Consider the following 20,340-nt stretch of genomic DNA (forward strand, 5'->3'; position numbering starts at 1 on the left):
CTCAGCTCAGATGGGCGAGCAGGTCCTGCCGGGTCAGGACGCCGGCCGGCTTGCCGTCGATGAGGACCATGGCGGCGTCCGCCTTCTCCAGGAGGGCGACCGCCTCGGTCACCGGCTGCCCGCCGCCGATCATCGGCAGCGACTCGACCATGTGCCGCTCGATCGTGTCGTGCAGGTGGGCCTGCCCGGTGAAAAGCGCGTCCATCAGGTCCTTCTCCGCGATCGACCCGGCCACCTCGCCGGTGACCACCGGCGGCTCGGCCTTGAGCACCGGGAGCTGGCTCACGCCGTACTCCCGCATGTAGTCGATCGCGTCGCGCACCGTCTCGGTCGGGTGCACGTGGATCAGCGGCGGGGTGCGGCCGTCCTTGCCCGCCAGGGCGTCGGCGACGGTGGGCGCGTCGCCGTCGCCGGTGCGCAGGAAGCCGTACCGGGCCATCCAGTCGTCGTTGAAGATCTTCGAGAGGTAGCCCCGGCCGCCGTCCGGCAGCAGCACCACGATCACGTCGTCCGGACCGGCCCGGCGGGCCACGTCGAGCGCGGCCACCACGGCCATCCCGCACGAGCCACCGACCAGCAGGCCCTCCTCGCGGGCCAGCCGGCGGGTCATCTCGAACGAGTCGGAGTCGGAGACCTCGATGACCTCGTCGGTGATGTCCCGGTCGTAGGCGGTCGGCCAGAAGTCCTCGCCGACGCCCTCCACCAGATAGGGCCGCCCGGTGCCGCCGGAGTAGACCGAGCCCTCCGGGTCGGCGCCGATCACCCGGACCGTGCCCTGCTCCTTGAGGTAGCGCCCGACTCCGGTGATCGTGCCGCCGGTTCCGACGCCGGCCACGAAGTGGGTGATCCGGCCGGCCGTCTGCTTCCACAGCTCGGGGCCGGTCTCCTCGTAGTGCGACCGGGGGTTGGCCGGGTTGGAGTACTGATCCGGTTTCCAGGCGCCGGGCGCCTGGGCCAGCTTGTCGGAGACGTTGTAGTAGGACCGCGGGTCTTCGGGAGCGACCGCGGTCGGGCACACGACGACGTCGGCGCCGTACGCCTTGAGAACGTTGCGCTTGTCCTCGCTGACCTTGTCAGGGCAGACGAAGATGCATTTATAGCCGCGCTGCTGCGCGACGAGGGCCAGGCCGACACCGGTGTTTCCGCTGGTCGGCTCGACTATGGTGCCCCCCGGGCGAAGCAGGCCGGCCTTCTCGGCGTCCTGCACCATCCGTAGGGCGATCCGGTCCTTGACCGAACCGCCAGGATTGAAGTACTCGACCTTCGCCAGCACCGTGGCGGAGATGCCCTCGGTGACGTGGTTCAGCTTGACCAGGGGTGTGTCACCGATGATCTCGACGACATTGTCGTAGTAACGCACGCCCTAGATTACGACGACGCGATCCCGCTGCTTCTCCCACTCCAGGAAGCGCTCGGTTTCGGCGAGCACCGTGCCGGCCAGCCAGGTGATCATGACAGCATCGTCAGCAAGGCCAACGACCAGCAAAAACGCCTCGGGAATGAGGTCGATCGGCGACACCACGTACGCCGTCGCGGCGGCCATCAACGCCAGTCGCATGCCACCGTCGTACTGGCCTGTCGCGCTCGCCTTGAGCATCCGCGGAACGGCCGCGATGCGCTTGCTCAGCGACGGTCCGCCGCGCGAGCCCCGCATCAACTGCCGGGCCAACGCGGTGAAAGCCGCCGTCCGCTTCAACGTCTTAGCCACAATTTCTCCCCTCGGTTCCTCAAGCATGACGTGGGCCCGCCATGATTGCTTCTCGCCGCAACGAGTTAGCCTCGAATTCCAAGCCGGATCTGGGAGGGGGATACCCATGAGCGGCATCGAAATCACCGCCGAGGACTGGCGCCGGATAAAACTGGCCGGCCAGATCGTCGGCGGAGTGACCGGCACGCTGGCCGGACTGACCGCCCTCTCGGCCGGGGTCCTGCTGCGGCAGGCGGCCGGCGCCCGCCGGATCATCCCGATGGCCGAGGCCCCGCCGCCGCGCGGAGACGGCATCTACGGCGCGAAATTCGGCGGCAAGCCCCTCACCATGGTCGTGCTCGGCGATTCCTCGGCCGCGGGGTACGGCGTGCACCGTCCCCGCGAGACACCCGGCGCCCTGCTGGCCACCAGCGTGTCCCGCCGCCTGCACCGCCCGGTGAAGCTCTACCGGGTCGCCGTGGTCGGGGCCATGTCGTCGGGCCTGCCCTACCAGGTGGACGCCGCGCTGGAATACGCGCCGGACGTCGCGGTGATCCTGATCGGCGGCAACGACGTCACGCACGCGTCGGCCCGGGTGATGGCCGTGCGCTACCTGGGCGACTCGGTGCGCCGGCTGCGCGCGGCCGGCTGCAAGGTCGTGGTCGGCACCTGCCCCGACATCGGCGCGATCCAGCCGATCAAGCCGCCGCTGCGCTGGCTCGCCCGCAAGTGGAGCCGTGACCTGGCCGCCGCGCAGACGGTCGCCGTGGTCGAGGCGGGCGGGCGCACGGTGTCGCTGGTCGACCTGCTCGGCCCGGTGTTCGAGGCCGACCCGGCCCGGATGTTCAGCTCGGACCACTTCCACCCGTCCGCCGACGGCTACGCGCGGGCCGCCTCGGTGATGCTGCCGACCCTGCTGGCCGCGCTCGGCGAGGACGACCGCCCGGCACTGGCCGCCGGCGAGGGCGTGCGGAGCCTGGAGGAGGCCGCGCAGGAGGCGGTCAATACGGCCGGCACCGAGGTCAGCCCGGCCAAGGTGGGCGGGCGCGAGCGCGGTCCGGCCGGGCGCTGGGCGGTGCTGCGCAAGCACCCCTGGTTCGGCGAGCCGCGCACCTGGTTCGGACATAAGGCATCGGTTCCGAGCGGCCGTCCGGCGGCGGGCGCCGTAGGCTGGACCCCAGCGGATCAATAACGTCGTCGTTACGCAGGGAGGCGAGAGATGGCGGGGCTGAACGCACGGATCGGCAGAGCAGCGGCTACCGGTCTGCTCGCCGGCGCGGTGAGCGGGGTCGCTCTGCTCGCCGGCGAAGTGCTCGCCGCCAAGGCCCGGCGCTACGCGAAACCGACAATGGGCCTGGCCCTGCGCACCTCGATGGGCCGGCTTTCCGCGCCCTCGGTGCGCCTGGTGCTGCTCGGTGACTCGGCCGCGATCGGGGTCGGCGTGGAGTGGCTGTCCGAGACGGTCGGCGGCCAGCTGGCCCGGCTGCTGGCCGAGGGCGGTGCCGACACCGGTGAGCGGCACGTGCTGCTCTCCAGCGTGGGCGTGGCCGGTTCCCGGTCGGCCGACCTGGGCACCCAGGTGGCCCGGGCGCTGCTCGGCGAGCGGCCCGACGTGGCCGTGGTGCTGATCGGCGCGCACGACGCGACAAGCCTGCGCAGTCCCGAGGAGTCGGCCGAGCTGCTCGGTCAGGCCGTCCGGCGGCTGCGTGACGCGGGCGTGCGGGTGGTCGTGGGCACCTGTCCCGACCTGGGCGCGCTCCGCGCGATCGCGCCGCCGCTGCGCCAGGTGGCCGGCCTGCTCGGCCGCCGGATGGCGAAGGCGCAGGCCAAGGCGGTGCTGGCGGCCGACGGCGTGGTGGTCGACCTGGGCGAGGAGACCGGCGCGGTCTTCCGGGCCGACGCCGGCACGTTCTGCTACGACGGCTTCCACCCCTCCGCCGACGGTTACCGGGTCTGGGCGCACGCTCTGTACCCAGCCGTGGCGAAAGCGGCGATGAGCCCTCTCCGATAAAAAGATGACCGGCGTGTGACAAAGTTGCACTCGCAGAGGTTGTTACTCACCGGTTAACGTGGGTTCATGCCCGAAGCCGTCATCGTCGCCACCGCTCGCTCCCCGATCGGCCGCGCTCACAAGGGATCGCTGAAGGACCTGCGTCCCGACGACCTGACCGCCACGATCGTCGACGCCGCCCTGAACAAGGTGCCCCAGCTCGACCGCGCCCTCATCGAGGATCTCTACCTCGGCTGCGGGCTGCCCGGTGGCGAGCAGGGCTTCAACATGGCCCGCGTGGTCGCCACCAAGCTCGGCCTCGACGGCCTGCCCGGCGCCACCATCACCCGTTACTGCTCGTCGTCGCTGCAGACCACCCGGATGGCGTTCCACGCGATCAAGGCGGGCGAGGGCGACATCTTCCTCTCGGCCGGGGTCGAGACCGTGTCCCGCTTCGCCCGGGGCAGCTCCGACGGCCTCCCGTCGGCGGCGGCCGCGCTGGTCGGCGGCGGCTGGGACAACCCGTACTTCGCCGAGGCGCAGGCCCGCACGGCCGGCTACGCCGAGGGCGGCAAGACCTGGCACGACCCGCGCGCCGACGGCCAGGTGCCGGACGTCTACATCGCGATGGGCCAGACCGCGGAAAACCTGGCCCAGATCAAGGGCATCTCCCGCGAGGAGCAGGACGAGTTCGGCGTACGCAGCCAGAACCTCGCGGAGAAGGCGATCGCCGACGGCTTCTGGGAGCGGGAGATCACTCCCGTGACGCTGCCGGACGGCACGGTCGTGTCGAAGGACGACGGCCCCCGCCCCGGCGTGAACATCGACGGCGTGTCCGGTCTCAAGCCGGTGTTCCGCCCCGACGGCACGGTCACCGCCGGCAACTGCTGCCCGCTCAACGACGGTGCCGCCGCGGTGGTCATCATGAGCGACACGAAGGCCCGCGAGCTGGGCATCACCCCGCTGGCCCGGATCATCTCGACCGGCGTCACCGCGCTCTCCCCCGAGATCATGGGGCTAGGCCCGGTGGAGGCGTCGAAGCAGGCGCTGAAGCGGGCCGGGATGACCATCGACGACATCGACCTGGTAGAGATCAACGAGGCGTTCGCGGCCCAGGTCATCCCGTCGTACCAGGACCTGGGCATCCCGATCGACAAGCTGAACGTGAACGGCGGCGGGATCGCGGTCGGTCACCCGTTCGGCATGACCGGCGCCCGGATCACCGGCACGCTGCTCAACTCGCTCGACTGGCACGACAAGAGCATCGGTCTGGAGACCATGTGCGTCGGCGGCGGCCAGGGCATGGCCCTGATCGTCGAGCGCCTCAGCTAGAACCCTCCGGAATTCCGCCGGGTCCGGTCTGCCACGAGCGGCCGGGCTCGGCGGGTTTATTGGGCGGTTTTCATATCTCCCGGCGGACGTCGTCCACGGCTGCGGCCGCCTCGGCCAGCGTCTTCTCATCGGGCGCGGCCGCCAACAGGTCGTCGGCGACCACCCGCAGCTGGTCCGGGAGGATCATGTCGTGCTCGCGCGGGACCGGCCGGCGCGGCTGCCCCTCGGCGTCGGCTCCCAGGTCGGCCAGGAGCTGGACCAACGCGTACACCTGATCGGCCTTTTTGCCGCGCCAGCGCGGCTGTTCCCAGTGCCGCACGTGGTTGTGCAGGCGGTCGACGGAGGCGGCGAAATCGGTCACGCCGCGAGCGTAGCCCGGACGCGAATCGGCGCCCGGACCGTGGGAGGACGATCCGGGCGCCGATTTTCGCGAGCGTCAGTCTCTGCTGCTGCCCTGCAGGTAGCTGAGCAGGCGCAGGATCTCCAGGTAGAGCCAGATCAGCCCGACCAGGATGCCGAACGCGCAGGTCCAGGAGTAGCGCTGGGGCAGGCCCATCCGGACGCCCTGCTCGATCTGGTCGAAGTCGAGGATGAAGCTCAGCGACGCGACCACGATGCAGACGATGCTGAAGATGATGCCGATGGCACCACCGTCGCGGATGCCGGTGTGCACGCCGAACAGCGAGAGCACCAGGTTGAGGATCATGATCATGAACAGGCCGCCCATGACGGCGATCAGACCCTTGGTGAACTTCGGCGTCGCCCGGATCACCCGCGACTTGTAGAGCAGCGCCATCAGGAAGAAGACGCCGAAGGTGGCGACCACGGCCTGCAGGACGATGCCGTTGTAGAAGTTCTCGAAGGCCTCGCTGACGAGGCCGACGAAGGCGCCCTCGACCACCGCGTAGGTCACCACGAGCGCCGGGTTGGCCACCCGGGAGAACGAGATGATCAGGCCGAGGATCAGGCCGACGATCGCGGCACCGAACCAGGCGACACCGACCACGCTGTTAGGAATCAGGTTCCACGCGGCGATGGCCGAGATGCCGGTGATGCCGAGCAGGATGACGGTCTTGACGACCACGTCATCGATCGTCATCGGCTGCGCGACCGGCGGAGCCGCCGCGTAGCCCGGACCGGAGGGGTACGGCTCGCCGTATCCGTACCCGGCCGTCCGCTCGCGTTCGGCCGCCTGGCCGAGGCGGCTCAGAACCGGGTTCGAAGATTTCACTGTGTCCAGCCTCCCTGAGGTCAACTGCGGTCTTTCCAGGGTAAAGGCCATACGCACCGGATGAGGGTGCCAGAAGCTGTGCGTAGCCTGAAAATACGAAGTCTGTCTAAACAGCGAGACCGACGAGGGGGTGCCCGGGGCGGGTCTCGAACCCGCACGCCTCGTAAGGCAGCCGCTTTTAAGGCGGCCGTGTCTGCCATTCCACCACCCGGGCGGGCAGTCACACCGTATCGGGTGCCGCCCGGGCAGTGGAATCAGCCTAGCGGGCTCCCGCGACGACCTTTTCGCGCTCCTCGGGCAGTTTGACCGGCGGAGTCACGTGGGTGAATTCCTCCCGCGGGGTGTGCAGCTGGCCTAGGGCGACCGTCTCCCGCTGCAGCACGAAGGCCAGCGTCCAGTCGGCGACGACCCGGACTTTCCGGTTGAACGACGGGATACGGCTCATGTGGTAAGTCCGGTGCATGAACCACGCGGGCAGGCCCTTGACCTTGATGCCGTAGACGTGCGCGACACCCTTGTACAGGCCGAGGCCGGCCACGCTGCCGACGTACTTGTGCCGGTACTCCTTCGGCAGGCCGCCGAGGACCACCGTGCGGATGTTGTCGGCCAGCACCTTGGCCTGCCGTACCGCGTGCTGGGCGCTCGGCGAGCACCAGGCACCCGGGTTGGTCAGGTCGGGGACCTGGGCGCAGTCGCCCGCCGACCAGGCGCCGTCGAGGACCTTGTCGCCGTCGACGACCTGCAGGGTGGGCAGGCAGGTGACGTGGCCCCGGGGGCCGCGCGGCAGGTCGGTGCGCTCCAGCATCGGCGACGGCTTCACGCCGGCCGTCCAGACCAGGGTCTCGGCCTGGAAGCGGTCGCCGTCACTGAGCACGATCTCGCCGTCGACGCAGGACTCGAGCCGGACGTCCAGGCGCAGGTCGATGCCGCGCTTGGAGAGCTCGCGGGCGGCGTACGCGCCCATCTTCGCGCCGACCTCGGGCAGGATCCGGTTGGTCGCCTCGACGAGAACGAACCGGACCTCCTTCTGGTCCAGGTCGGGGTAGTACTGCAGCGCGTCGCGGACGAGGTCCTCCATCTCCGCGAGCGCCTCGATGCCGGCGAAGCCGCCACCGACGAAGACGAACGTGAGCGATGCCTTGCGCACCGCCGGGTCGGGGGTGACCGCCGCGACGTCGAGCCGGTCCATGATGTGGTTGCGCAGGTAGATGGCCTCACCGATGGTCTTGAACCCGATGCCCTGCTCCCGGAGACCGGGAATCGGCAGGGTCCGCGAGACCGACCCGGGCGCCACGATGATGTGGTCGTACTCCATCTCGGTGGACGGGCCGTCGATCGGCTGGATGGTGACCGTCTTGCGCGCGTGCTCGATCTTCGTGACCTCGCCGGACACGATGCGGCACTTCCGGAGCTCACGCCGGAGCGGGACGACCGAGTGCCGCGGGCTGATGTTGCCGGCCGCCGCCTCGGGGAGGAACGGCTGGTACGTCATGTGCGGCTGCGGGTCGATGACGACCACCTCGGCGCGGCGCCGGTTGAGCTTCTTGGACAGGCGGAGAGCAGCGTAAAGCCCTACGTGCCCTGCCCCTACGACGACGATGCGCTGCGGATTCACATAGACATTGTCGCGCGTGATCGACCGTCACGCCCCGTTCTGTGATGTACGACAACACCGTTTGTCAAGTGCCATGAAGCACATATTTCCACGAGATTTCACGCTCTCTGCAAGAGCCGTGCAATCAGGACGGTGGCGCCGACCGCGCCCGCGATGCCGACGAGCGTCGCCACCAGGAAGGCACTGCCGGCCAGGTCAGCGGAGAGTGCCAAGGTGAACACGGTGAGTACCGCAGAGATCAGCACCACGAGCGCGGCGCGGAACATCCAGCCGCCCACCATGTCCAGGTTCACCACCGCGTCGAACGGCAGAACCGCAGCCAGCGCGGTCAGGCTGTGTCCGAGGTAGAGCAGGGTGGCGATCGACAGGACCCGCCACAGTTCCACCTCGGCGCCGTAACCAGCCGTGTCCACCAGCCAGCCGCCCACCACGGCCATCGCCGCGAGGGTGGCGCCCCGGCCGCGCGGTGCCACCGCCGGATAGATCGCGAGCAGGGTGAGGGGGATGAAATATTGGGTCCCGAGCAGCGAGACCGGCCAGGCCACCAGCATCGCCAGCAGGCCGGACAGACCCACCCCGCAGCGGACCAGGAACGGGGTCGCGGTGGCCCGGGAGGTGACCGCGCGGGCGGAGGTGACCACCGCCGAGAAGGACCGGGCCATCAACGCCCCCGAGGTGCCGACGCGAGCCGGGCCACGTCACGCAGCACCAGGTCGAGGCTGCCGGCCCCGGCCCAGGCCACCACCGGCACGCCATGCTCGCGCAGCCGGCCCAGCACGTTTTCCCGCTCGAGCCGCCACAGCCGGGTGGCCAGCGGCGTCCACTGCCCGCGGTTGGCCGGGGCGGCCCCCGGGGGCAGCGTGTCGACCGCCACCACGTACCGGCCGGACTGGGTGAGCTGGGCCAGCATGTCCGCCGAGCGCGGGTCGACAAGCGGGGTCAGCACCATCACCAGGGCGTCCGAGGAGACCCGGTGGGCGCCGAAGACGTTCGCGTAGTTGTCGTTCTCCGACTCGACCGGATCGGGCCGCACGTCGAGCAGCCACTCCAGAACGGTCAGGTATTGCCGGCGGCCGGTGGCCGGGCGCAGCCGGCGGGCCGTCGCGCCGTACTCCAGCAGCGACACCCGGTCGCCCCGGTGCAGGTAGTGCTCGGCGATCGCGGCGGCCGCCCGGACCGTGGTGTCCAGCACCGACGCGCCCCCGCCGACCCCGCCCGAGCGGCCCACCTCGCCCAGCACGTCGAGCAGCAGCAGCACCTCGGCGTCCCGGTCGGAGAGGGTGGACGCGACGTGCAGATCCCGGGTGCGCAGCGACACCCGCCAGTCGATGCGCCGCAGACGGTCGCCCGGCGCGAACGGCCGTACGCCCGCCAGCTCGCCGCCCTCGCCCGGCCGTCGCGACCGATGGTTTCCGACCAGGCCGGCGGCGGCCGGCATGGCTTCGGTGGCGTTGAACGGATCGGTGACCGGATAGACCCGCACCGCGCGGGCCGGCACCACCACCGGCCGGCAGGCCAGCAGGCCGCCGCAGGCGGCGACGCGCGCCGCCGCCGGACCGACGTCCTGGCGGCCCCACCGGTTGGCGTCGCCGGGCAGATCCACCGCGTGCCAGCCGTCCGGCGGCACCCGGATCGCGAACGGGCGGTCGGCGTGTTCCAGCTTCAACCAGGGAGAGGTACGGGTACGCACCACGACCAGGTCGTACGTGATGACGTCGGGGTTGGTCACGGTCACCGCGGCCTCCACCTGGCCGCCCTCGACGATGTGGTCCTCCCCCGCCGAGATGGTCAGCTCGGGTGCGGACCGCGGCATCCGGCGCAGGCCGGCCGCCGCACCGATCGCGAACGGCGCCGCCAGCAGCACCAGGTCGACCCGGCCCAGCGCCACCCCGAGCAGCAGGAGCAAGCCGGTGAGCAGCACCGACCGGCCCAGCGCCCGGGTCGGCACCCAGGCCGGCCCGGCCACCAACTCGGGCTCGGGCGGCGCCTGTGGCACCGCGAAGCGCAGCAGCGGCCGGTCAGTCATGCCGCGCGTAGGTGGGCAGCGCGCCGCTGGCCGGCGCCGGCACGTTGGTCAGCACCTCCTGCACCACGAACGACGGGTCGACGCGGCGCAGCCACATCTCCGGCCGCAGCGTGATCCGGTGGGCCAGGGCGGGAATGGCCACGTCCTTGACGTCCTCGGGCACCACGAAGTCGCGGCCGGCCATCGCCGCCCGGGCCCGGGCCAGCAGCAGCAGCGCCAGCGACCCACGCGGGGACGAGCCGACAAGGACCGACGCGTGCTCGCGGGTGGCCGCGGCCAGCGACACGATGTAGCGGCCGATCGAGTCCTCGACCGTCACGCTCTCCAGCGCGGTCTGCATGGCCTGCAACACCTGGGAGTTGACCACCGGCTGCAGGAACGACTCCTCCTGGCGGCGGGACATCCGGCGCTGCAGCACCTCCCACTCCTCCTCGGCCGTCGGGTAACCGAACGACACCCGGATCAGGAACCGGTCGAGCTGGGCCTCGGGCAGCGGGTAGGTGCCCTCGTATTCGATCGGGTTGGCGGTGGCGAGCACGTGGAACGGCGGGTCGAGGCGGTAGGTGACACCCTCGACCGAGACCTGCTTCTCCTGCATCGCTTCGAGCAGCGCGGCCTGGGTCTTCGGCGGCGTCCGGTTGATCTCGTCGGCCAGCAGCATGTTGGTGAAGACCGGGCCGGCCCGGAACGCGAAGTCACCCTTGCGCTGGTCATAGAGGAAGGAGCCGGTGACGTCGGCCGGGAGCAGGTCGGGGGTGAACTGCAGGCGGCGGAAGTCGAGGCCGAGCGACTGTGCGAAACACCGGGCGGTCAGCGTCTTACCGAGACCGGGCAGGTCCTCCAGCAGCACGTGCCCGCCGGCCAGGATGCCGGCCAGGACGAGCTCGAGGGACTCTCGCTTGCCCACCAGGACGCTGCCGACCGAGTCCAGAACGGCACCGGCCAACCTGCCCACCTCGTACGGGGGAAGGGCATTTTCCGTCACAGTCTCTCCAACGCATCCACGTAGGTCTCCAGTTCACGGGACTTCGCCGTGCGGCGCCCGTGATCGTGCAAAGCCGCCCAAAGTGGGTCGCCGAGCAACTCGCGGGCACGCCGCGGGTCGGACGTCCGAGTGATCCCGTGCCGCAGCCGCAGGCGCTCATCGGCGAGCTCGGCAATCACCGGCAGGACGTTACTCGTATACAGATCCGGATCGGTGTGCGCCCGGTCCAGGTTTCGCTCCCAGCGGCGCACCGCGGCACGCAGCGAATCGAGGGCCCGGCCGTCGTCTTTATATTGAGAGCCGCCCCGCCTCTTGGGCAGCGGTGGCGGCGCCACCTCGGACACCGCGTAGAGCACGGCGCGCAAACCGATGAAAAACGCCACCACCAGGAGTACGGAGATGTGCAGTCCACCGGCGCGCATCGCGGCGATGGTCACCACCGTGGCCCCGGCGATCAGCAGCGCGTTGCGGACCACCCACCAGGCCCGCGACTTCTGCTTGGGCGCCGCCTCGACGACCTCCTCGACCGGGTCGTCGCGGAAGCTGAACAGTTGGTCGAGCCCGCCGTCGCTCATCCCAGCACCCCCGCGCTCGCACCCAGATCGGCCCGCAACCTTTCGAGGGCGCTGATCGCCTGCTGGCGCATCTGGTTGTCGACGGTGTGCGTCGCGTAGCGCGCCTCGCGGTAGACCTCGAGCAGCGCGGCCAGCACGTGCGCGTCGACCTGCTGCTCGCGCAACAGCCGGCCGACCAGGTCGGTCGGGCTGTCCCCCGGATGCCGGGTGGTGCCCGCCGCCGCCGCGGCCTGCTCCAAGCGGACCCAGCAGGCGATCACGGCACGGCGCGGGTCCCGATCGGAGTCGGACAACTCCTCCAGGCCGGCGTCCAGCGCGGCGACCAGCTCGTCCGCCGTACGCGTGCCGTCCTGACTGGTTTTGATCTGCCTTTTGCCCTTGCGTGCCCGCCGCTTGGCCGCGTCGCGCAGCACCGCCCAGATCACCACGACCAGCGCGACCGCCAGCACCAGGCCGAACAGGACCAGCGCCGCGGTGCCCAGCCATTCCGGCAGGCCCTGAGCGGCCTCGGGCGGCGGCTGCGGAGCCTTCGACACGCTGGGCTGGCTGGTCGGCAGCAGCGGCGGGGGCGTCGGCGTCGCGTCCGGTTGGATCTGATCGAGCTGCGGCGCCGACCGGGTGGCGGCGAGCGCGGTCACGAAGAGCAGCACGAAGACGGCGGCCATCGGCCACCAACGTCGCACAGCGGCGAGATCCATCAGCGCGGGCTGTCCCTTGGCTTCGGAGCTTCGGTTATCGGACGTGCCGAATCATGCCAGGCCCGCGAGGGACTTCGCACGGGCGAACACGTCGTCGAGCATCGCCGGGGTGAGCCGTCCGGTGAAGGTGTTCTGCTGGCTGACGTGAAAACACCCGAGGAGGTCCGGGACGCCCGGCAGGCTGACCAGCGCGCCGTGCCCGAACTTCGGCCGGGGCACCGGGGCTTTGACTTTGTAGACCGCGCTCATGGCGGGCCACCACGCACCCCAGGCAAATGCCCCGAGCGCTACGACGACCTTCAAAGTCGGGCGAATCAGTTCAAGCTCCCGGTGGAACCAGGGCGCGCAGGTGTCGCGCTCCGTTGGGGTCGGCTTGTTGTCCGGCGGCGCGCACCGCACGGCCGGGAAAATCCGGGTATTACGGAGTTCGAGGCCGTCGTCGATCGACACGCTGAGGGCCTGGTTGGCCAGGCCGGCGCGGTGCAGGGCGGCGAAGAGCACGTCACCCGAGCGGTCACCGGTGAAGAGCCGGCCGGTGCGGTTGCCGCCGTGCGCGGCCGGGGCCAGGCCGAGGATCCCGATCTCGGCGTCGGCGTTGCCGAAGCCCGGGATCGGCCGGCCCCAGTAGACCTGGTCGCGGAAGGCGGCCCGCTTGACCCGGGCGACTTCCTCCCGCCACTCGACAAGCCGCGGGCAGGCAAAACACTCCGCGATCTCAGCGTCGAGCACGCCGAGGTCAGCGGCCGCGGCCGCCCGCCGCACCACGTCCCTCGCGGTACGGGATTCCACCCCACCCAACCTCACCACGTCCACCTCTCCCCCGCCGCGCCCCCAACGTCGTCCCGATGCGCCGCGCTTCCTGCCGCGCCGCGCTTGCCGCCACGCCGCGCCTCCCGCCGTGGCGCGCTTGCCGCCGTGGCGCGCTTGCCGCCCGACGCCCGCACCAACTGCACCCCGGCGCTGCATCGCTCGCCCTTGCCCCGCCACCGCCCTGGCGCCGCACGCCGCCGGGCGCTCCGGCGCGTGGCGATCTTGAGGACCTCGCGTTAGGAGCTAGCAGCAATTCAACATGATCGTGGCGAATCAGAAATCTGCCGCAGCTTATAACCCGTTTCGGGTGGTTTGTGGACGTGGGGTCAACCGCAATGCGGGAGGACCGTCCGCTGGTTGGGAGCGATGACCACGATGCGGGACCAAGCCCGGAATCCGAGAAGACCGGCCGGGATCCGGGAGCCGAAAATTGTCGGTGCCCGTCGCTACGGTGGCCCGATGGTGGATTCCTCGGCAAGCCTGGTCCGCGTCCGCCCCGCTCAGGATGCCGGCGAGCGTAAAACCCTCACCACTCTGCTCGACTTCCTGCGCGGCACGGTGGTCGCCAAGGTCGCCGGGCTCACCGACGAGCAGGCTTTCGGTCGTTCGGTGCCGGCTTCCACGCTCACTCCGGCCGGGCTGGTCAAGCACCTGACCGGAGTCGAGCGATTCTGGTTCAGCATCGACTTCGCCGACCACGACCTGCCCGAACCCTGGACCGACGAGGAACCCGGCGCGTTCGCCATCGCCCCCGGCGACACCCTGGCCGACCTCGTCGACGCCTATCGCGCCGAGTGCGCGAGGTCCGCCGCGGTCATTGCCGATGCCGCGCTCGACGACCGAGCCCGCGCCGACGGTCAGAGCTTCACCCTGCGCTACGCACTGGCCCACATGATCGAGGAAACGGCTCGCCACTGCGGCCACCTCGACCTGCTGCGCGAGAGCATCGACGGCGAGGTGGGCGAATAGGAAAACCAGTCGATCACCCAGGCAGGTCGAACTCGCCGCCCTTGAGGCCCTCGACGAACGCCGCCCAGACGGGCGGGGCAAAGGTCAGCACCGGACCTGAGCGGTCCTTGCTGTCCCGCACGCCGACGATGCCGGGCAGGTTCGCGGCCACCTCGACGCAGGAGGCCCCGCCGTTGTCACTGCGAATCGATTTGCGCCAGACGGCCCCGCTCAGGTCTTCCATGACTCCGCCACTTCCTTGATCAAGTCAATGGAGTGCTTCCAGGGCAGCGCCTCACCCCGGATCGCCTCCCATCGTTTGATCAGGCTATCAACGGCATCGCGGCGACCGACGATCTGAGCCTGCCAAGGTGTATCGAGATGGGCGGCCTCGAAGTCGCGTCCTTTGGCAAGGATGAAGGGCCCGGCAAGCCCGGCGTATGACCCGGCCGATGCCGGGACGACGTGAACCTGAATTCTGGATTCCTCGGCGCATTCGAGAAGGTGTTCGCACTGCCGCACCATGACTTTCGGATCACCGACGACGCGGCGGAGCACACCTTCGTCAATGAGTGCGATCAGGGTTGGCGGGGTCAACGATGACAGCACCCGCTGCCGCTCCATCCGCGTGACGACGCGTTGCTCGATCTCGGCCGGGTCGACCATGCCGGAGCCCGCGATGACGGCATGCGCGTAGGTCTCCGTCTGCAGCAGGCCAGGGACGATCGAAGGCTCGAACCATCGAATCAGCGTCGCCTCGCGCTCGATGATCAGCCAGTCCCGAAACCAGACCGGAGCCTGGTCGAGGCCGACCAACTCGCTGAGCACGCGCTCGAACAGGCCGCCGGTGCCCAGCGCACCGTCGACAGCAACCAGGTAATCCCGAGTAGGCGGACGCTGACCGGTCTCCACCGCACTGACCTGCGAGCCGGAATAGTTGATCGACTTGCCGAGGTCCTCCTGACTCAGGCCTGCCGCAGACCTCGCCCGCCGCAACTCGCCAAGCAGAAACGCCGACGGCGTCATCTGTTCCTCGGGCATTCCACACTCCCGCCACCGAATCAAGATCTTCGCCACGCGAGTCACACATGAAAAGGATTCGCCGCACGGCGACTCCCGGAAAGTCCATTCAGGGTTACGAGCCTATCGGTGTCCTCAGCAGACTGTGAAGGCCAATTTTGCAGCCTGTGGAGGAGAAACAATGGCACTGGCGGTGGCGGTGACGTCCGCGATGATTGTGGGATTTCTGGCGGGGCTCTTGAGCTTTCGGATTAAGACTCGGTGGTGTCGGCGGTGTGGAGAAACATTGCGTTGCGAGTGTTCGATTCGCACTGTTGCGGTGGGGAGTGGTCATGGACCGCATTGAGCTGATGCAAATGTTGCTGGGGCACCCGGAGGCGGATCTTCGCGTCGATCTTGGTGACTTGCTGCTCGACGTTCGGGATGTGCGCTATCGCCCCGACCGAGAGGCCATCGTGCTTCTGCTGTACCCCGAGGACGTCCGGGACGTGCTCACGGCTGGGCGCGACGCTTGCTGAACCCACCGATCTAATGGGGGTATGGAGCAGACACTTGCGGGGATTCTGGAAGCGGCTGGGGCCGGGCGGTTTCCGGCGGACGACGCCGGGGTCACCGTTGTGCCGCAGCACAATGCGCGGGACGCGGGGGTGGTGGCGTTCACCGGGCATTCGGTGGTGTTCCTCGACGAGGACCCGGGTTGGGTGCGGGCCACGCTGGCCGGGATCGACTGTGATCCGCTGGCGGCGGCGATGAACCCGCTGTTCCTCGCCGCGCTGCTGACGCGAACCGGGCGCCGGACCGAGACCATCGACCTGCTCACCGTCGCCTCTGCTCTGCCGGGAGAACCGCCGGTCGCACTCAAGGAAATCAGCGACACCGAGCATCCCCGGGTTCGCCGGGCCCTGGCCCGGCGAGACGACGTGCGGGTCTGGATCGCCGACGGCGGCGTGGTCGTTCTCGGGCGGGGCATTGCCGGGCGGTGGGAGATGGCCATCGAGGTCGAGCCGGGCGAACGCCACCACGGGCTCGGGCGGAAGCTGGCGGTGGCGTCCCGGCATCTCGTACCGGAAGGGGAAATGATCTGGTCTCAGCAGTCGCCGGGCAACGCCCGGGCCGTGCGCTCATTCCATGCGGCCGGCTTCCGGCCGGTCGGTTCCGAGGTCCTCCTCGCGGCTCGTCCGGATTCCTGACGGACGCCTGCGCTTAACCCCACCGGAACCGCACGGAGTCACATTGCAAGTTGTAGTCGCCCACGATGGTTCGGATTTCTAGTGTGGTCACGCCGACCGTCGACGGCAGCTCCACGCCGTAGAAGGTCTTGACCCGTTGCGGATCCCATCGGTTCGCACCGAAGGTCAGCGGCTCCTGCTTGAATACGAGGTCTTTGACGGCCAAGAATTCAAGGAAATAGTCTCGGCCACTCCGGTCGTCGACCAGCTGGAACGACAGGGTGGGCACGGAATCGCAGGTCAACGTCGCCGATCGCAGCATGGAGTCGTTGTACATGTCGACCACGCCGTCCGGGGTCTCACACTCGATGACCTCGATTCCGACACCCCACGGCGCAAGTCCCACAAAGCTGAGCACCATTGCCACAGCAGATAACTAGCTGGACGGGGTGGGTGAGGGCGGCGCGGACGGGCTGGCGCTGCCGAACGGGGCGTTCTCGGCGCACCAGGGGTAACCGCCACCCCGGGCCATGGCCGCGTCGTACTGCGCCTGGTCCACACAGTTGCTGTCGCCGAATTCGATCGGGTTGCCATCCTGGTCGTACAGGTGGGCGCCGCTCACCAATTTTCCGGTGCCGTCGTACACGAAAACGTCATTGACGTGGCTGTACGGGTTGTTGTCGTAATAGGTGCCGTAATTGGCATCGCTGTACTGAATGTTGCGGGCGCTGCTGTCGGCGCCCTCGAAACCGGCCAGGGCAAAGATGATCAGGAAGGCGGTGCCGGCTCGCAGCGCGTAGCGGGGCCCGCGGGCGAAGTTGCGGCTGCGTCCACCCAGGACGATCGACACGATCACGCCGCCGGCCAGCAGGAACAGGGCGACCAGCTCGTTGTCGCCAACCCGGGGCAGCAGGCCGGTGCCGCTGCGGTTGGTGTCCAGAAGGAAAGCGATCGCCATCGCGGCCAGGTAACCGCGGAGCACCCACCAGGCCGGGCGCAGCAGGATCAGGAAGTCGCTGGCCTTCGGGTAGCCAATCACCGGACCGACGCGTACGTCCGCCTGCCCCAGCAACCGAAGGAGGTTGTCGCGGGTCTCGACCAACTGCGGGAAGCGGGGCGGTGGCGGATCCGGGAAACCGCCGACCAGGCCGGCAGAGGAGCGCAGCTCATCGGCGTACGCCTCGGGGGTGCCCAAGCGGTCGACAAGCGTGCCGGAATCCTCGGCCAGGACTTCCGCCAGGTGTTCCGGAAGGTCTTCCAGCAGTTCGTCGCGCATCTCGTCGGTCAGGCCCGCCAGGGCCTGCCGGACGGCGCCGACGTACTCGTAGATCTCGTCCTGTGCCGTGGTGTTCACGCCGCCCCCCGCTCGCGCAGCAAGTCGTCCATCGTGGATGCGAACCCGTGCCAGATCTTGCCGGACCTCTGCAACTCGGCCCGGCCGGCCGCGTTGAGCCCGTAGTACTTCCGGTGCGGGCCCTCGTCGCTGGGCACCACGTAGGTGTTGAGCAGGCCGCCGTTGAACAGCCTGCGCAGCGTGCCGTAGACCGACGCGTCGCCGACCTCGTCCAGACCGGCCGCGCGCAACCGGCGCAGGATGTCGTAGCCGTAGCCGTCCTCGTCGCGGAGGGCGGCCAGGACGGCCAGGTCCAGCACGCCCTTGAGGAGCTGGGTCGTATCCACGCGCCGCACAGTACTGCGCACTGCGAAGTACCGTCAAGGCGGGAGTAGTAGGCACTGCCCAAAAGGGACGGCTCTAGGCGATCGAGAAGGCGATGCCGTCGAGGATGTCGTGTTCCGAGGCGATCAGGGATTCGTGGCCCGAGCGCTCCATGACGATCTTCAGGATCAGGGCACCGCCGACGATCACGTCGGCCCGGCCGGGGTGCATGACCGGCAGGGCGAGACGTTCGGCGGTGGTCATCGCCAGCAGTTCGTCGGCCACCTTGGCGACCGCCTCGCGGCTGACCCGGGCGTGGTGGATCCGGCTCGCGTCGTAACCGGGGAGCCCCTGAGCCAGCGCCGTGATCGTGGTGACCGTGCCGGCCAGCCCGACCAGCGTGCGCGCCTCTCGGCCGGGAACCGCAGCCAGCGCTGCATCCACCGCGTCCGTTATATCCGTTTCGGTCGCCGCGATCTCAGCGGCCGACGGCGGATCGGAGTGCAGGTGCCGCTCGGTCATCCGGACGCAGCCGATGTCCGTCGAGATCGCGTGCTCGACCCCGTCGACGCCGGTCACGAACTCGGTCGAGCCGCCGCCGATGTCGAAGATCAGGAAGGGCGGATCGGCATCCAGGCCGGCCACCGCGCCGGTGAAGGAGAGCCGCGCCTCCTCGTCGCCGGTGATCACCTCGGGGTCGACACCCAGGACACCGCGCACCATGTCGCGGAACTCGTGCGCGTTGGAGGCGTCCCGAGAGGCGGAGGTGGCGCACATCCGGACTTTTTTGATGCCCAAACCCGATATTTCGGATTCATAGGCTTGAAGAGCTGCGCGAGTGCGCGCCAGCGCCTCGTCGGAAAGCCGGCCGGTGCGGTCGACGCCCTCGCCCAGCCGGACGATTTCCATCCGCCGGACCACATCGGTGATCTCGCCGTCCGCGACGTCCGCGATCAGCAGGCGGATCGAATTGGTGCCGCAGTCGATCGCCGCGACTCTCATAGGTGCAGCAGCATTCTCGTGTTCCCCAGGGTGTTGGGTTTGACCCGCTCCAGGTCGAGGAACTCGGCGACACCCTCGTCGTAGGAGCGCAGGAGCTGCTCGTAGACGGCATGCGGCACCGGCGCGCCATCGATTTCGGTGAATCCAAACGAGCCGAAGAAATGGGTCTCGAAGGTCAGGCAGAAAACCCGGGCTACGCCCAATTCCCTTGCCACATCCAGCAGGCGGGACACAATCTTGTGCCCCAACTTGCGGCCGCGGAAGGCCGGATCAACCGCGACGGTACGGATCTCAGCAAGGTCTTCCCACATCACGTGCAGGGCGCCGCACCCGAGTACGCGATCCTGCTCGTCGACGGCGACCCAGAATTCCTGCACCGACTCGTACAGCGTGACCGTAGCCTTGCTGAGCAGGCGCCGGTCGGCGGTGTAGGCATCGACGAGAGCCCGGATGGCCCTGATGTCCCGGGTGCGCGCCCGCCGGATTTCCACTCATTCGTCCTTTTTAAGAGAAACGCAGGGTCCTTCGACCCACCATGGCTCCACGGCGTCGCGCACCTCGTCGCCGAACGGGTTGACGCCCCGGCCCGCCGCCAGGGCGTGCCCGAGGTGGACGTGAAGGCATTTCACCCGGTCCGGCATGCCGCCCGCGGCCACGTGCGAGATCTCCGGGACGTCCTCGATGGCCTTGCGCCGGGCCAGATAGTCCTCGGCCGCCTTCGCGTAGTGCTGGGCCAGCTCCGGATCGGTCGACAACCGGTCCTGCATGTCGCGCATCACGCCGGCCGACTCCAGCCGGCTGCACGCGGCTGTCGCATGCGGGCAGGTCAGATAGAAGAGCGTGGGGAACGGGGTGCCGTCCGGCAGGCGGGGTTCGGTCTCGACCACGTCGGGATTGCCGCAGGGGCAGCGGTGCGCGATCGCCCGGGTGCCGCGGGGAGGGCGGCCGAGCTGGGCCGCCACGATCTCGAGGTCGGCTTCGGAGGGTGTGGCCATAGTCAGTTGGAAGGCTCCGAGTCGGCGGCTTGGACGCTGCTCCACAGCGTGGAATACCAGCGGTCGGGGACGGCCGCGGCCGGTTTACCGGACTCCTTGGCCGCGCCGGCCGGGTCGTTGAGCACGCGCAGCGGGGTCTCCCCCGGCAGCACGTAGAAAAGTCTCTCCCGGGCCTGGGCCCGGAGGTATTCCGGGTCGTCCCACTTGGCCAGTTCCTGCGATTTGGCGGCGATCAGCTTGCGCTGGGCGGCCTGGTCGGCCTCCAGCTGAGCGATCTGCGACTCCTGGGCGAGATAAACCCGCAACGGATACGTGTACGCCAAGGCGAGCGCCACGAAAACCACGATCAAGACGGTCGCCCGGCCGGTCAGCGCGCGTGGCCGCGGGGCGGCGGTGCGTTTAGCCGGGCCGGTGCCCACGTTGACGGTGCGGCGGGTCGGCGCGGGCCGGGCCCGGGTGCGAGTCTGCACGCGGGTCGTGCCGGTCGTGCGCACCCGCGACGAGCCGGGACGGCGGGACGGGCCCTGTCCGCTCGGTGCGCGTCGCTGTGTGGTCACCCCTGCTCCCCCGCTCGACCGGCCACGGATTGTGGCACTCCCA

26 protein-coding genes and 1 tRNA gene are annotated in these 20,340 nt (G+C 69.5%); 6 read left to right on the forward strand and 21 right to left on the reverse strand.

What is annotated here, in order from left to right:
* Position 1: 1 nt before the first annotated feature.
* Positions 2-1,360 (reverse strand): cystathionine beta-synthase, encoded by a 1,359-nt coding sequence (locus tag Ate02nite_RS10000; protein ID WP_203802614.1) that lies wholly within the window; start codon positions 1,358-1,360, stop codon positions 2-4.
* 3 nt (positions 1,361-1,363) lie between these two features.
* Complete coding sequence (locus Ate02nite_RS10005) at positions 1,364-1,708, reverse strand: YkvA family protein (RefSeq protein WP_203803398.1); 345 nt, start codon at positions 1,706-1,708, stop codon at positions 1,364-1,366.
* A 106-nt stretch (positions 1,709-1,814) separates the two neighbouring features.
* On the opposite strand from Ate02nite_RS10005, the gene Ate02nite_RS10010 reads away from it, so the two are divergent.
* From Ate02nite_RS10010 to Ate02nite_RS10020, 3 genes are all read left to right on the forward strand, one after another.
* On the forward strand, positions 1,815-2,879 hold the full coding sequence (locus tag Ate02nite_RS10010; RefSeq protein ID WP_203802616.1) for an SGNH/GDSL hydrolase family protein: 1,065 nt from the start codon (positions 1,815-1,817) through the stop codon (positions 2,877-2,879).
* A 27-nt stretch (positions 2,880-2,906) separates the two neighbouring features.
* The gene (locus Ate02nite_RS10015) at positions 2,907-3,698 is read left to right on the forward strand and encodes an SGNH/GDSL hydrolase family protein (protein ID WP_203802619.1); all 792 of its coding nucleotides are present in this window, start codon (positions 2,907-2,909) and stop codon (positions 3,696-3,698) included.
* A gap of 66 nt (positions 3,699-3,764) precedes the next feature.
* A complete protein-coding gene (locus Ate02nite_RS10020; RefSeq protein WP_203802621.1) occupies positions 3,765-5,009 on the forward strand; it encodes an acetyl-CoA C-acetyltransferase in 1,245 nt (414 codons plus the stop codon).
* 70 nt (positions 5,010-5,079) lie between these two features.
* On the opposite strand, the gene Ate02nite_RS10025 is transcribed toward Ate02nite_RS10020, so the two are convergent.
* The 10 genes from Ate02nite_RS10025 to Ate02nite_RS10070 all read right to left on the reverse strand — a co-directional run bounded on the left by Ate02nite_RS10025 (position 5,080) and on the right by Ate02nite_RS10070 (position 12,904).
* Entirely contained in the window at positions 5,080-5,370 is a 291-nt protein-coding gene (locus tag Ate02nite_RS10025; RefSeq protein ID WP_203802624.1) for a hypothetical protein, read from the reverse strand.
* Between the two features lie 75 nt (positions 5,371-5,445).
* Positions 5,446-6,240: a Bax inhibitor-1/YccA family protein gene (locus Ate02nite_RS10030; protein WP_203802628.1), complete on the reverse strand. Its 795-nt coding sequence runs from the start codon at positions 6,238-6,240 to the stop codon at positions 5,446-5,448.
* A 131-nt stretch (positions 6,241-6,371) separates the two neighbouring features.
* A tRNA-Leu gene (locus Ate02nite_RS10035) sits at positions 6,372-6,454 on the reverse strand.
* 45 nt (positions 6,455-6,499) lie between these two features.
* Complete coding sequence (locus Ate02nite_RS10040; RefSeq protein ID WP_203802631.1) at positions 6,500-7,855, reverse strand: NAD(P)/FAD-dependent oxidoreductase; 1,356 nt, start codon at positions 7,853-7,855, stop codon at positions 6,500-6,502.
* Between the two features lie 98 nt (positions 7,856-7,953).
* A complete protein-coding gene (locus Ate02nite_RS10045) occupies positions 7,954-8,517 on the reverse strand; it encodes a hypothetical protein (protein WP_203802634.1) in 564 nt (187 codons plus the stop codon).
* A complete protein-coding gene (locus tag Ate02nite_RS10050) occupies positions 8,517-9,881 on the reverse strand; it encodes a DUF58 domain-containing protein (protein WP_203802636.1) in 1,365 nt (454 codons plus the stop codon). Before Ate02nite_RS10050 ends, Ate02nite_RS10045 begins: the two co-directional genes overlap by 1 nt.
* Positions 9,874-10,866, reverse strand: coding sequence for an AAA family ATPase (locus Ate02nite_RS10055; RefSeq protein WP_203802639.1), 993 nt, complete (start codon positions 10,864-10,866; stop codon positions 9,874-9,876). Before Ate02nite_RS10055 ends, Ate02nite_RS10050 begins: the two co-directional genes overlap by 8 nt.
* Positions 10,863-11,441 carry a hypothetical protein gene (locus tag Ate02nite_RS10060; RefSeq protein WP_203802641.1) on the reverse strand — a complete coding sequence of 193 codons (579 nt, stop codon included), beginning with the start codon at positions 11,439-11,441 and terminating at the stop codon, positions 10,863-10,865. The genes Ate02nite_RS10055 and Ate02nite_RS10060 overlap by 4 nt, the downstream gene beginning before the upstream one ends.
* Positions 11,438-12,139: a DUF4129 domain-containing protein gene (locus Ate02nite_RS10065; RefSeq protein ID WP_203802644.1), complete on the reverse strand. Its 702-nt coding sequence runs from the start codon at positions 12,137-12,139 to the stop codon at positions 11,438-11,440. Before Ate02nite_RS10065 ends, Ate02nite_RS10060 begins: the two co-directional genes overlap by 4 nt.
* Before the next feature lie 51 nt (positions 12,140-12,190).
* Positions 12,191-12,904 carry a uracil-DNA glycosylase gene (locus tag Ate02nite_RS10070; RefSeq protein WP_203803401.1) on the reverse strand — a complete coding sequence of 238 codons (714 nt, stop codon included), beginning with the start codon at positions 12,902-12,904 and terminating at the stop codon, positions 12,191-12,193.
* Positions 12,905-13,408: 504 nt separating this feature from the next.
* On the opposite strand from Ate02nite_RS10070, the gene Ate02nite_RS10075 reads away from it, so the two are divergent.
* On the forward strand, positions 13,409-13,918 hold the full coding sequence (locus Ate02nite_RS10075) for a DinB family protein (protein WP_203802652.1): 510 nt from the start codon (positions 13,409-13,411) through the stop codon (positions 13,916-13,918).
* Between the two features lie 13 nt (positions 13,919-13,931).
* Here the strand turns inward: Ate02nite_RS10075 and Ate02nite_RS10080 are convergent, their stop codons facing one another.
* Together Ate02nite_RS10080 and Ate02nite_RS10085 are read right to left on the reverse strand one after the other, a co-directional pair.
* Positions 13,932-14,141 (reverse strand): DUF397 domain-containing protein, encoded by a 210-nt coding sequence (locus Ate02nite_RS10080; protein ID WP_203802654.1) that lies wholly within the window; start codon positions 14,139-14,141, stop codon positions 13,932-13,934.
* Positions 14,129-14,938: a helix-turn-helix domain-containing protein gene (locus Ate02nite_RS10085; protein WP_239147272.1), complete on the reverse strand. Its 810-nt coding sequence runs from the start codon at positions 14,936-14,938 to the stop codon at positions 14,129-14,131. Before Ate02nite_RS10085 ends, Ate02nite_RS10080 begins: the two co-directional genes overlap by 13 nt.
* Before the next feature lie 311 nt (positions 14,939-15,249).
* Between Ate02nite_RS10085 and Ate02nite_RS10090 the strand changes: the two genes are divergently transcribed.
* Positions 15,250-15,435, forward strand: a complete 186-nt coding sequence (locus Ate02nite_RS10090) for a hypothetical protein (RefSeq protein ID WP_203802657.1) — start codon at positions 15,250-15,252, stop codon at positions 15,433-15,435.
* Positions 15,436-15,456: 21 nt separating this feature from the next.
* Positions 15,457-16,107, forward strand: a complete 651-nt coding sequence (locus Ate02nite_RS10095) for a GNAT family N-acetyltransferase (RefSeq protein WP_203802659.1) — start codon at positions 15,457-15,459, stop codon at positions 16,105-16,107.
* Between the two features lie 13 nt (positions 16,108-16,120).
* Here the strand turns inward: Ate02nite_RS10095 and Ate02nite_RS10100 are convergent, their stop codons facing one another.
* The 7 genes from Ate02nite_RS10100 to Ate02nite_RS10130 form a co-directional block, all read right to left on the reverse strand.
* Entirely contained in the window at positions 16,121-16,513 is a 393-nt protein-coding gene (locus Ate02nite_RS10100) for a hypothetical protein (RefSeq protein ID WP_203802661.1), read from the reverse strand.
* Between the two features lie 9 nt (positions 16,514-16,522).
* Positions 16,523-17,440, reverse strand: coding sequence for a DUF1700 domain-containing protein (locus Ate02nite_RS10105; RefSeq protein WP_203802663.1), 918 nt, complete (start codon positions 17,438-17,440; stop codon positions 16,523-16,525).
* Positions 17,437-17,766: a PadR family transcriptional regulator gene (locus tag Ate02nite_RS10110; RefSeq protein WP_203802665.1), complete on the reverse strand. Its 330-nt coding sequence runs from the start codon at positions 17,764-17,766 to the stop codon at positions 17,437-17,439. The genes Ate02nite_RS10105 and Ate02nite_RS10110 overlap by 4 nt, the downstream gene beginning before the upstream one ends.
* Before the next feature lie 73 nt (positions 17,767-17,839).
* A complete protein-coding gene (locus tag Ate02nite_RS10115) occupies positions 17,840-18,745 on the reverse strand; it encodes a Ppx/GppA phosphatase family protein (protein ID WP_203802674.1) in 906 nt (301 codons plus the stop codon).
* The gene (locus Ate02nite_RS10120) at positions 18,742-19,236 is read right to left on the reverse strand and encodes an amino-acid N-acetyltransferase (RefSeq protein WP_203802676.1); all 495 of its coding nucleotides are present in this window, start codon (positions 19,234-19,236) and stop codon (positions 18,742-18,744) included. The genes Ate02nite_RS10115 and Ate02nite_RS10120 overlap by 4 nt, the downstream gene beginning before the upstream one ends.
* A complete protein-coding gene (locus Ate02nite_RS10125) occupies positions 19,237-19,740 on the reverse strand; it encodes a DUF501 domain-containing protein (protein ID WP_203802678.1) in 504 nt (167 codons plus the stop codon).
* 2 nt (positions 19,741-19,742) lie between these two features.
* Complete coding sequence (locus Ate02nite_RS10130) at positions 19,743-20,297, reverse strand: FtsB family cell division protein (protein WP_203802679.1); 555 nt, start codon at positions 20,295-20,297, stop codon at positions 19,743-19,745.
* Positions 20,298-20,340 lie beyond the last annotated feature (43 nt).

Source organism: Paractinoplanes tereljensis (assembly GCF_016862435.1).
Lineage (GTDB): Bacteria > Actinomycetota > Actinomycetes > Mycobacteriales > Micromonosporaceae > Actinoplanes > Actinoplanes tereljensis.